Here is an 11,666-nt window from a genome sequence, read left to right on the forward strand (position 1 = left end):
CAGGGCGCGTGGCTTGAAGATTTCGCCAGCAATCATCTTTCAAGCTCATCAAAAAGAACGGCGATGCTATCAGGGCAGAGCTGGTAGCTAAGTTCGACATCACCCAGACACTGAAGGCTGAGTCGCAAAGGCTAATACGAATCAATATGAAGGCTTTGGTGTTGGGGGGGGCTGGGCGGCCCACCACCCGGCTCAATATAGGCGTGCTACTCATCGTAAGGCTTAGAATTGTAGCTTCAGCTAACGTGGCGACAGTGATCGCGGCTACATTACCGATCGAAGTTGGCGTGATGAAGAGCTTCAATATTGACCTGCGTCTGATCTTTCATCCAGCGCGGACCAGAGTCTCGACATTGGTTACGCCGTATGTTGCGTTCAGGTGGGCGGCATAGGCCGCAGGGGTCTGTTAACCGATCGATGAGTGTGGCGGGCGGGTGTTGTAGTCTTCGGTCTATGCAGCGAGTTTCTGGCGGGCGTGGTCGAGGCTGAGGAACAGGGTCTCGTTGAGCAGCTCGTCGCGCTTCCGACCGGTGAAACTCTCCACGAAGCCGTTCTGGGTGGGCTTGCCCGGCGCGATGTAATGCCATGCGACGCGATGATCCTCCGCCCAGGCCAGAGTGGCCGTCGAGGTGAACTTCGTGCCGTTGTCGCTGACGATCCTCCCCGGTCGGCCGCGACGGGCGATCAGCGCCGACAGTTCCCGCGCCACGCACCGACCTGAGATCGAGGTGTCAGAGATCGCCGCCAGGCATTCCCGGGTGACGTCGTCGACCACATTTAGAATCTTGAACCGGCACCCGCCCGCGAACTTGTCGTGCACGAAGTCTAGCGACCAGCGGGCATTGGCCTTGGCGTCCACCAGGATCGGCACCCGTGTGCCGATGGCACCGCGGCGAGCCCGTCGCTTGCGCACGGTCAGGCCCTCTTATCGGTAGATCCGATAGATGCGGTTCTTGCCGGAAAGTTCGCCCTCCCGACGCAGCAAAACGAACAGCCGACGATAGCCGAACCGCCGGCGTTCGGCGGCCAGGCTGCGCAGGCGCTCGCAAAGCTCGGTGTCAGGCGCGCGGCAAGACCGGTAGCGCACCATCTTGCAGCCCGCCTTAAGGATGGAGCAGGCCCGTCGCTGGCTGAGCTCGAACACCGTCCGCAGATGAACGACGGCTTCGCGCACGGCGGCGGGCGCTACCATTTTTTGAGAGCAGCTCGCTCAACGCCGCCTTGTCGAGCATGGCGTCGGCCAACAGCGACTTGATCCGCCGGTTCTCATCCTCCAGTGCCTTCAGCCGCTGAGCTTCCAACACGCTCATGCCGCTAAACTTGGCCTTCTAGGCTCAGACCGTGCCTTCCGACACACCGTGCTTGCGGGCCAACTCACCCGCCTTCGCCCCGGCCTCGTTCTCCCGCAGGATCCCGATGATCTGCTCTTCCGTAATCTCGATTGCTTCATGTCCGTCCTCTCAGGGGTCGGACTCTAGCTCCGCGTGGAGGAAAAATCAGGGGAAGGTCAGGACAATTGACGGTCGGGCAGGAGCTTTGAGAAAAAAACCGCTGCTAATAAATAAGAACGGCACTGCTGCTCTGAGAATTATTGAAATGATTGCGGACCATATGCGGCTTCGGTGTCTTCGGCGGCTTTGGGTTAGGGGAGGGAATTCAGAAGTACGACGCTAATCTCCATAAAATATCGAAACGCGTCGATACCTTCGTTACTTGCCGTTCTTTGAACGAAAATCATTGTTTTTCACTCGGAGAAGGCGGGTTTCGCTTAGAGTACTCGTAGAGCCAGATGGTGAAGCTGATCGATAAGGCGAAGCAAAGGGACGCAGAACGACTACCAAACGTACCTCCCAGCAATCCGAAAACTAGGTAGGCTGTGATGCCAAGAGGAGCTGAAATAAGTAGATTGAACGAGTGCAATGACTTTGTAGCCGTTAAAAGCCGTATTACATAAATAGAGCGCAGCCAAGCTATCAGTTGGGCAAGTATTACAAGCGAGCCGGTGATTACGCCTCCCGTATAAATTGTTCCTACGTAATTGTTGTGTCCGATACCATCTTCTGTCCAGCGAGCCGCTTTTGAGCCGAGCACACTTTCAATAATGCGTGCATTCAAGTCGTCATATCTATTGTAGGCTGCTAGCCCTGATCCGAAAACTGCAATCATTGGGTTGCGTTGTATTTGCTGTATTTGATATGTAGTTTCTCCTGCCCTAGTTTTTGCGGTGATGTCCACCTTTCCTTTTTGTTCATCTGTCATCAGAAATCGTGTGGCCCAGCGATCGAGTTGATTGCCTGGGAGTGTGCTGCCCAGGACTAGAATCCCGGTGAAAAGCGCGATCGCGCCTAAGATTTGAAATGGTATAAGCTTCGGTCTGATTATGTGGCCTCGCGCCGCAAGAACTAGCGTCGCGGTAGTCCCGGCGATCACAGCAATCTGAGTGCGCGTCACGGAAAGCATTATAGCGATGGCGTTCAGAGCAATCATGATGACACTCCATGTTCTCACGCCTCCAAAGAAAATCGCGCCAACCGTAAAGGCAGATATCAATGGCGTTGAGCCGTTCAGTATTTGATATCGAATATTAGAGAAAGCTAAGCTTTGAAGCCCTGCGACCAAAATTATATTAATCACAGTTCCGATGAAGCATGCTGCGATGATAGAAATCCAAAAAGGGCGCGGATCGTAACGGCCAGCGGCCAGGGCGCTAACGGTCAAGGTTCCTGTTATCAATAGCGCAAGAGGGGGAGTCGCGCGAAGGACCGCATTCAGCGACTGGCCCCAGAATAATGCACTGGCAAATGATCCTGCCAGAAACAGTCCAAAAATAAGGGCTATCCAATTCAATAGAGATTGTCGATAGAGGCCATTTCTATATATAAAATAAAATGTACCAATTACGCTGAGTGCGACCACTAGAGAATACAGTATAACGGACCAAGACTGCTCCCCTGCTGGCTTGTAGTCAATGTATATAGGCAATAGTATAAGGCCGAAATAGAACCTGTCCCCCTGCGTGGGTTGGCGCGCTTGAATCGATTTATTTGCAGCAACGGCTGTTGCTTCGGTGGACTTGCTGAGCATGCGGTTATCCACTTAGAAGGTCCCTATTATCTGTCGATTTAAATGCTTTCTGGACCGAATGAAATTGAAATCGACCCATCGATAGCTCGCAGAATATAAAGTGATAGATATTGTCAATGTAAAACAAACCTAGACCAAGGTCGCCTCTAAGTGAGCGACTATAACAAGTGCGCTCGATAGAACGAGAGCTATGTTGAAGGCGATTCGAAGATGGAAGATGTAAATCCCATAGGGCCAGTTGCGTACAGCAACCAGTCAACTATATCGAAGCTATTTTTCATCTCCGCTCGTTAGGTTCAAAATTACGGCGGCGTAAGGACAGCACGATAAGAGTGCAAACAGCCATTGTTTCAGCTAGAAAGCAGCGCGGCCTGCTTCTCCTTTTTAGTAATAGGTCCGACCTCATGTACACGGTTATCGAGAGGGATTAGGTCACGTAATAAAGGCTTCATACGTAGCTTCGACGCCCGCGCGAAGGTCGATCCTCGGCATCCAGCCCGCTTTGCGCAGTTTGGTTGCGCTCATGAGCTTTCTAGGTGTGCCGTCTGGCTTTGAAGTATCGGCAACGATAGCTCCCTTGAACCCAACCACCTCACAGACCAGCTGAGCCAGCTCCAGGATGGTCACGTCCTCGCCCGAGCCCACATTTACGTGCTCGAAGTCGGAATAGGTTTTCATCAGATAGACGCAGGCGTCAGCGCAGTCGTCGGCATTCAGGAACTCGCGGCGCGGTGTGCCGGTGCCCCAGATGGTGATGCTGCCGGCTCCGGCAAGCTTGGCCTCGTGGGCCTTTCGGATCAGAGCCGGCAGGACATGGCTGGAGTTAAGGTCGAAGTTATCTCCCTGGCCATACAGGTTGGTGGGCATGGCGCTGATGAAGTCGCAGCCGTGCTGCTTGCGATAGGCTTGCGCCAGCTTGATCCCAGCGATCTTGGCAATCGCGTACCATTCGTTGGTCGGTTCGAGCGCGCCGGTCAGCAGTGAGTCTTCGCGGATCGGCTGCTCTGCGAACTTGGGATAGATGCAGGACGAACCCAGAAACAGCAGCTTGGCCACGCCCTCCCGGTAGGCGGCCTCGATGATGTTGGCCTCGATCATCAGGTTGTCGTAGAGAAAGTCGGCCGGGAAGCTGTCGTTGGCGAGGATGCCGCCGACCTTCGCCGCCGCCAGAAAGATGGCGTCCGGCTTTTCCTTGGCCATCCAGGCCTGGACCTGGTCCTGGCGCTTGAGATCGACGACCTCCCGCCCAGCCAGGATGACTTCACAACCTTCTGACGCCAGCCGCCGCACAATGGCGGATCCCACCATCCCGCGATGGCCAGCGACCCAGACGCGCTTTCCCTCGAGCGGGAAGATCACCTCAGTCGACATTGCGACGCTGCTCCCGAGCGACATTGATCATGTCGGCGGCCACCATTTCGGCGCAGAGCTGCTCCCACTTCGTCTCGTGAACCCAGCCGAGCTTTTCCTTGGCCTTGGTCGGGTCGCCGATCAGCAGCTCCACCTCGGTGGGGCGGAAGTAGCGGGGGTCGACTTCGACCAGGACGCGACCCGTCTTGGCGCACGTACCCTTTTCCTCGACGCCTTCGCCCGACCAGGTGATGTCGATGCCGACCTCGGAGAAGGCCTTGGTGACAAAGTCGCGGACGAGGGTGGTCTCGCCGGTGGCCAGAACATAGTCGTCCGGCTCATCCTGCTGCAGCATCAGCCACATGCCACGCACATATTCCCGGGCATGGCCCCAGTCGCGCTTGGCGTCGAGGTTACCCAGATAGAGCTTGTCCTGGAAGCCCTGCTTGATGGCCGCGACCGCACGAGTGATCTTGCGGGTGACGAACGTTTCACCGCGCAGCGGGCTCTCGTGGTTGAACAGGATGCCGTTGCTGGCATGGATGCCATAGGCCTCGCGGTAATTGACCACGATCCAGTAGGCGTAGAGTTTCGCCGCAGCATAGGGGCTGCGCGGATAGAACGGGGTCGTCTCGCTCTGCGGGACCTCCTGAACCTTGCCGTAAAGCTCCGACGTCGAGGCCTGGTAGAAGCGCGTCTTCTTTTCCAGGGCGAGGATGCGGATGGCTTCCAGCAGGCGCAGGGCACCGGTGGCGTCGGCGTTGCTGGTGTATTCTGGCGTTTCGAAGCTGACCGCCACGTGGCTTTGGGCCGCGAGATTGTAGATCTCGTCGGGCTGGGTCTGTTGAACGATCCGGATCAGGTTTGTGCTGTCGGTCATGTCGCCATAGTGAAGGATGAAGCGTTGATCCTTCTCGTGGGGATCTTGGTAAATATCCTCAAGGCGTCCGGTGTTGAAGGAAGATGAGCGACGCTTCACGCCGTGGACGGTGTAGCCTTGCGATAGCAAAAGCTCAGAAAGATACGCGCCGTCCTGGCCCGTCACGCCGGTGATCAGTGCGACTTTACCGGTTCCTACTTTGGCCATATTGTCCCCACACGTCATCCGGGGCATATCCCCGCTCTAAGAGAAGCGTTGAATAGCTGACGAGACCCTCCAGCGCGAGCCTTTGTTGCACCGCGAACGCTAGAGAGCGGTTAATGCCCGCGCCGACGGCGCTGGTCTGATCAAGAATTCGCTGACGGATTGCTTTCGGCGCTATTGGATGTCGGCGCGGGGCTTCCTTCGTCCGCCGCGTTTACCGCTGTCAGGAACGTTCGAGCCATCGCATCAAAGGTGTTCTGGCCCGCCACGATGCCTTCGGCCCGCCACTGCCCCTTCGCGGCGGCGGCGTTCCAATCGAGGATCGCGGCCTTGATAGTGGCGGGGTCATTGGCGTCGAACAGCAAGCCGTTGCGGCCTGGGTCGATCTGCTCGGCGGCGCCGCACGAGCGCGAGACCAGGACGGGCTTTCCGGCGGCCAGGGCTTCGTTGACCACAAGGCCCCAAACCTCTGTGCGGCTGGGCAGGATCGCGCCGTCGCAGGCCTGGTAGAGCGCCCGAAGTTCCTCTGCCTGCAGATAGCCTGCCGAAAAAACATGGGGGGGCAAGACCTGGTCCGGCGCCAGCTTTCCGCCAGCGAGAACCAGACAGACGCCAGGCATCTCGTGCTGCGCTTCGGAGAACGTTTGGATCAGCGCGTTGACGTTCTTCCGCTCGATGTATTGGCCGACGTAGAGCAGAGCCCGATCGTAATCTACGATGTGAGCGCGAGCAGCCATGGCGTGCTTAGGGCTGGGCGTCGCCGAGAAGAACGCCACGTCGACGGCATGAGGCGCAATCAGAATGGCGTCCTCCGCCACGCCTAAATTGATTGCGCTGGCCTTGGCCATGGCACCTGGGACCACCACATACGCAGCGCTCCGCAGGAAGAAGCGCTTGACCCTACGGCCGAGAGACCGGATCAGCCCTGGAGCAACCGAAGAAAGTTCGTGGCTTTCGTACCAGATCACGAAGGGAATGCGCAGTGCGCGACACAGCAGCATCGCCGTCATGAAGACGATCTGGCTGTAGGGCCCGAAGATCACGACGCGAGGGCGCTCTATGGCGATGAGCGCCAGAATGTCGAATGACAGATACTGGGCGGTCTCCATCTTGCGAAGATTGATCCGCGCGGACTTCAGCATCTCGTGGCGGTGCGTCGCCTCGGCGAGTGGATCTCGCCACGACCGCATGAACTCGGATGGAATAAGATAGAAGGCTTTGAGTTCGGGGATCAGTGAAGCCAAGGCGTCCAGCATGCCCGTCTTGTAGGGAGCTGGCGCGTTGGTAACATAGAAGATCGGGCGCATTAGGCCTTCCGGAGTCGGGTCAGGACGACTATGCCCACCTCCGCCATACGGGCGGCCAAGCAGAACCAGAGTGCGGGCCCCTCGACGCCGAAAAGCACGCCGATCGAAAAGATGTACAGCAGCAGCTGATCTTCAAGGTTGAAGGGATTGTAGAGAAGGCGGTTGTCGAGGCAGAAATCCCGATATCGCTTGGGCAGCAGTGCGCCCAGCGCCAGGTTGGCGGACGCAGACTTCCTAGCCAGGTGAATGTTCCTGAAAAGGCGGTAAAACGAGATGTTCAGGAGAACGGCGTAGAGCGCCACCGCGATGAGGTTTGCCAAGCCATCCAAGCGCACCAAGAGCAGCACCAGCAGAAACAGATTGTATCGAAAAATATCGATGCCGGCGTCCAGATAGGCGCCGAACTTGCCGGAGCTTCCTGACTTCCGGGCGACGTAGCCGTCGACCACGTCGAGCAAAGTCCCTGCTGCGAAGCACAATACGGCGATCACACGGACTGCGAGAATATCCCGATACAGCGCATAACCGCCCAAGCCGATTAGGAACACGACAAGGCTGAGCCAAGAGACAGTGTTCGCGGAAACCTTATGCCGCAGGAAGAATTCGCCGGTCGCCGGTACGAACGGGAGCATCGCTGACACCGACCAGCCGTACTGAGGCTTGAGGGAAGATGTCGGCGGCGATGCAGCGAGGGGCTCGGCGGGCGTGGGCGGAGCCGTCACCATAATTATCCTGCTCAGCTATCGAAGGTTGAAACGATCGTTGAAATTAGGTCCAAGGCCATCTTTAGGTCCGTAACGTGAGTTTGGTCCAGAACGCGCAATAGTTTTTTTAGGTCCGTACTCGAAATGGCCTCGGTTCGTGGCAGATAAACAACCTCGCAATGTTCCTTGAGAAAGTCGAATTTACTTTCCCAGTCACTACCCATTCCGAAAACATCTACGTTGTGGTTTTTGATGTCGATGACCTTTTGATCCCATGACGTTTCAGGGATCGCAAGATCAACGACTTTGATGTTCCGGACGATCTCCAGCCGATCTTTGAACGGTACGATGGTGCGTTTGCCTTTGCTAGCGTTGAATTCGTCGGTCGATACCCCGACGATCAATCTATCACCGAGGGCTCTCAGCCTTTTCAAAAGATTGAGATGGCCGACGTGGAAAAGATCAAAAGTACCGTACGTCAAAACCACGCGGGTCATTATCTCTATCCGTGTTGCATCGATGTATGTATCGATCGTGTATAATCTACTCGGCCGTTTCGAAAGCGTGAATTGTGCAGATCTATCTACTCAAGACCTTATTGCGTCTCCTGGGTCACATTGGGCGTGCGGTCTGCGCCGCAACCCACCGCTACGGACGCTCAAGTGTTTCGAGGAGCCACTAGGCGGGTCTTCGGCCGAGCCTGTGTCACAATTGCACAGCACCGCCTTGAGGTGATTTTGCTGCGGCTCTTTCTATGGTTAGGGTGATGTCGGGGGTGGGGGCTTTTTAATGATTGGTACGAACGCGAACGACCACTTGGTAGGAACTATTGCTGGCGAGACGATCGACGGTGCCGGAGGAGATGACACAATCGAGGGTCTCGGCGGTGGGGACTACCTGCGAGGCGGCGACGGTAACGACCTGATAAACGGCGGCAATGGCTTCGACGATATTAACGGCAACAAGGGCGACGATACGGCCTATGGCGGCTTCGGAGACGACTGGGTCGTTGGCGGACAGGGCGCGGACAAGCTATTCGGCGATTCCGGCCATGACATTGTCTACGGGAACCTTGGCAACGACACGGTCGATGGTGGTGACGGCGACGATCTTATCCGCGGCGGGCAGGGAAATGATGTCGTCTTGGGCGGCGACGGAAACGATTTGATCTTCGGTGACGTCGGGTCGGACACCCTGTACGGCGGCGCCGGTGCCGATACCTTTCAGTTCTCGTCGGGGCACGGCTCAGACTCGGTCATGGACTTCAACCGACTTGCCGGAGATCGGCTAAAAGTGGACGCAGGTTCGAGTTATATCGTCCGGCAAGTTGGTACGAGTACAATCGTCGACTTCGCGAGTGGCGACACAATCACGCTCCACCACTCATCCTTGAATGATTTAACCAAGAATCGTATTGAGCTGATCTCCCATAGGGGGATTGCGGGAGGTGGGGTCGAGGCAACTTTGAAGTCCTTCGATCTAGCTTATTCTCAAGGCGTCCGATCAATTGAGTTCGACTTGCGGGTCACGAAAGATGGCTACGTCATCCTTATGCATGACGACACCGTGGATCGTACGACGTCCGGCTTGGGCGCAATCAAGGACCTAACGCTGGCGCAGATCCGGTCCTTTACGGTTGATGGACAGGCCGGTGCTGTCGTCCCGACTTGGATAGAAGTCATTGAATGGGCGAAAGCCCATCCTGACGTGCACCTCTATCCGGAGATCAAAGGATTAAGAAGCGCGTCCGACATATCATTGATGTACGATCCGATTAAAGGGACGGCCCTAGAGGAACGGACAACCTGGCAGTCATTCTTGACCACGGATCTCGCAATTCTTCGCTCGCTTGGCTCGGAAAGCGAGATGATGAAGCTGTATTGGACTCTGCCGACAGACCTTACGACCGAGTTCGCGCTGACAGCAAAGTTAGGCGGAGATATCGTCTTAGGAATCGATGTCGCGCTAATTATCGCTCGTCCAGAACTGGTTGGCGCGGCGCGAGCTGCAGGCCAGGACGTAGCTGCTTGGACCGTAGGGGCAGCCTGGCAGCTAGATGCTTTGCTAGAGCTGGACGTTCATAGAATAATGTCAAATATCATGTTGCCTCAGTCCTCCGATGATGGCTGGCTTATAAGCTTTTAGCTAGGCCTTCACTGGAGATCGAGATGACTTCTCCCCTAGGTCTCAGATCTTATGGGCCGCGCCAGCAGTTTGCGATCACGTCGCTGACGTTCAGCTCCGCGCTAGAACGGCCGCGATGGCTTGACAGATCGGGGCCTCAATGCCCAAACGCTCTGCCAACTTACGTACCGCCGGGGCCGAGGCAACATCTTCGGCTACGGACAATTTGCCGGCCAGGGCCTCCTGCAGGCTCGTGCAGGCACCAAAAGCTAAGGGCGACGCTCGTATCTGGTGATTGCGGGCAAGTTCGATCTTCGCGGCGCTTTCGAGGGCGGCGGTCTCGGCCTTGTCGGCGGCCTCGGCCGCCTTCAGCGCGATCGACAGATAGACTCGTCCTCGACCTGGCGAGCCTTCAGTAGAGCAGCCTCGGCATTGCTGGCGTCGAGCTTTGCGCTTAGCTCGGCCTTCTCGGCGGCCGTCAGCTTGGCTGGGCTTGCCTTCGTGCGTCGGAGGCGCGGGCACGGGCGGCGGTTAGGTGAAGGCGCGCTGGCGGAACATCATCTTTTATGTGGCAGTCACGTAAGCGACGTCCAGTCGCGCCGCCAGCCGCTCCGCCGTGCGCAGGGCCAACACCTTGCGGTCGGCATATCCGTCCAGGATCGCCAGATCCCGGAGCGAGTGTCCGGTACACATGGCCACTTCCAATGCCGTCCACCCCTGACTCAGACGACGGGTTACGAACGTTCCACGCAGGTCATGGAAGGTGACGCCCCGAATGCTCGCCGCCTTGCAGGTCCTGAACCAGGCGCTCCGAAAGCCATTGGGGCCGTCGCTCCAGGGTTCGCCGTTGTTCCGGCGCAGCACTCTCCCCGTGCGGTCGCCAGGTAACCGATCAAGCGCACCGGTCAGCACGGGCGAAATCGGGACAGCCACCTCGGCGCCCGTCTTCTGCTGAACCACATGGATAAGGCCGTCCTCGATCGCGGACCATTCCAGGCTCAGCAGATCGGCCTGCCGCTGCCCTGTTTCCAAGGCGATGAGCAGGGCGAACTTCAGATGGTCGGGTGCCACGGTCTCGAACGCGGCGATATGATCGGCCGACCAGGACACAAGGCGACGCCGTGAGCGGTAGAGTTGCCGCATCTTTTCGGCGCGATTGTAGTCAATGAGGCCCCGGCGGCGCGCCCAGGCCAGTAGCAGCTTCAACACTTGCACGCGATAGTCAGCGACCCGAGGCGTGGAGCGGGCCTCATCTCGCCAGGCAAAGATGTCGCGGGTGAAACTCCGTGCGTCCACACGGCATAGCGCCATCTCGCCAAACTGAAGGCGAGCCGAGGCCAGCTGCTTTCGGTAATCCGCTTGGGTCCGAACACGCAGTCCGAGGAAGTCGGGAGAGTTCAAATAAAGGTCGATCAGGTCGCCGAGCGTGGCGGGTCCCATTGGCTCGGCCGGTTGGGTAATTGGCGACAATCTGGGCTCCGGTATTGAAGCCTTCCCGGGGTAACAAGACACGTGATGCCGCTCTTGCGGCGACATCCCAAAAGTCGGCGCCGCCCCTTGCTTAACGTGAAAACTGAGTGTCCACGCCTGTCGATATTGGGCGACCGGGACTGCATTCATCATTGGGTTCGACCTCCTTAGCCGAACCGACTGACGCTCCCTTTGCGAATGAAGTCGAGTGCGTTCCGTCCCGGAAAGCCAACTCGCAGTCGACTACTCCGGTGGATCGAGCAACGCCCCGGGACGCACGCCCAGCCCCTTGGCGAGCTTGTCGACGCTTTCGATGGTCGGGGTTTTGAGCATCCGCTCGATCTGAGAGATAAACGTCCGGTGTAGCCCCGCTTGAGCCGCGAGCTCTTCTTGCGACCAGCCCTTGGCCAGGCGCAGCCGTCGAACGTTTTGCGCCAGTTGCGCGACGATCTCCATGAGTAGGAGAGACACGCGGCGAAGACGATCGATCTACAGCCTACTCATCTCATTTCCAGTTGACGCTTCCGGCCAGAGCATGGCTGT

Annotated in this window: 9 protein-coding genes and 2 pseudogenes; 1 reads left to right on the forward strand and 10 read right to left on the reverse strand. The window is 57.4% G+C overall.

Features of this window, described 5'->3' with window-relative positions; translation table 11 throughout:
• Positions 1–325: 325 nt before the first annotated feature.
• From ACW17U_RS03125 to ACW17U_RS03155, 7 genes and pseudogenes are all read right to left on the reverse strand, one after another.
• Positions 326–1,442 (reverse strand): annotated as a pseudogene (locus ACW17U_RS03125) (IS3 family transposase).
• Between the two features lie 292 nt (positions 1,443–1,734).
• The gene (locus ACW17U_RS03130; RefSeq protein ID WP_492054813.1) at positions 1,735–3,084 is read right to left on the reverse strand and encodes a hypothetical protein; all 1,350 of its coding nucleotides are present in this window, start codon (positions 3,082–3,084) and stop codon (positions 1,735–1,737) included.
• A 432-nt stretch (positions 3,085–3,516) separates the two neighbouring features.
• Entirely contained in the window at positions 3,517–4,479 is a 963-nt protein-coding gene (gene fcl, locus ACW17U_RS03135; RefSeq protein ID WP_492054814.1) for a GDP-L-fucose synthase, read from the reverse strand.
• The gene (gene gmd / locus ACW17U_RS03140) at positions 4,445–5,521 is read right to left on the reverse strand and encodes a GDP-mannose 4,6-dehydratase (protein ID WP_492054815.1); all 1,077 of its coding nucleotides are present in this window, start codon (positions 5,519–5,521) and stop codon (positions 4,445–4,447) included. Before gmd ends, fcl begins: the two co-directional genes overlap by 35 nt.
• A gap of 140 nt (positions 5,522–5,661) precedes the next feature.
• Positions 5,662–6,825, reverse strand: coding sequence for a glycosyltransferase family 4 protein (locus ACW17U_RS03145; RefSeq protein WP_492054816.1), 1,164 nt, complete (start codon positions 6,823–6,825; stop codon positions 5,662–5,664).
• Positions 6,825–7,547, reverse strand: coding sequence for a CDP-alcohol phosphatidyltransferase family protein (locus tag ACW17U_RS03150; RefSeq protein ID WP_492054817.1), 723 nt, complete (start codon positions 7,545–7,547; stop codon positions 6,825–6,827). Before ACW17U_RS03150 ends, ACW17U_RS03145 begins: the two co-directional genes overlap by 1 nt.
• 14 nt (positions 7,548–7,561) lie before the next feature.
• Positions 7,562–8,026, reverse strand: coding sequence for an adenylyltransferase/cytidyltransferase family protein (locus ACW17U_RS03155; protein WP_492054818.1), 465 nt, complete (start codon positions 8,024–8,026; stop codon positions 7,562–7,564).
• A gap of 292 nt (positions 8,027–8,318) precedes the next feature.
• Between ACW17U_RS03155 and ACW17U_RS03160 the strand changes: the two genes are divergently transcribed.
• Complete coding sequence (locus tag ACW17U_RS03160; protein ID WP_492054819.1) at positions 8,319–9,674, forward strand: glycerophosphodiester phosphodiesterase family protein; 1,356 nt, start codon at positions 8,319–8,321, stop codon at positions 9,672–9,674.
• 99 nt (positions 9,675–9,773) lie between these two features.
• Here ACW17U_RS03160 and ACW17U_RS03165 read toward each other — a convergent pair.
• The 3 genes and pseudogenes from ACW17U_RS03165 to ACW17U_RS03175 form a co-directional block, all read right to left on the reverse strand.
• Positions 9,774–9,926, reverse strand: a pseudogene (locus ACW17U_RS03165) (NAD(P)H-dependent glycerol-3-phosphate dehydrogenase); the annotation flags it as partial.
• Positions 9,927–10,217: 291 nt separating this feature from the next.
• Positions 10,218–11,123 (reverse strand): tyrosine-type recombinase/integrase, encoded by a 906-nt coding sequence (locus tag ACW17U_RS03170; RefSeq protein ID WP_492054820.1) that lies wholly within the window; start codon positions 11,121–11,123, stop codon positions 10,218–10,220.
• A gap of 243 nt (positions 11,124–11,366) precedes the next feature.
• Positions 11,367–11,579 carry a helix-turn-helix domain-containing protein gene (locus ACW17U_RS03175; protein WP_492054821.1) on the reverse strand — a complete coding sequence of 71 codons (213 nt, stop codon included), beginning with the start codon at positions 11,577–11,579 and terminating at the stop codon, positions 11,367–11,369.
• Between the last annotated feature and the right edge of the window lie 87 nt (positions 11,580–11,666).

The sequence above is a fragment of the Caulobacter sp. AVps16 genome (assembly GCF_058681455.1).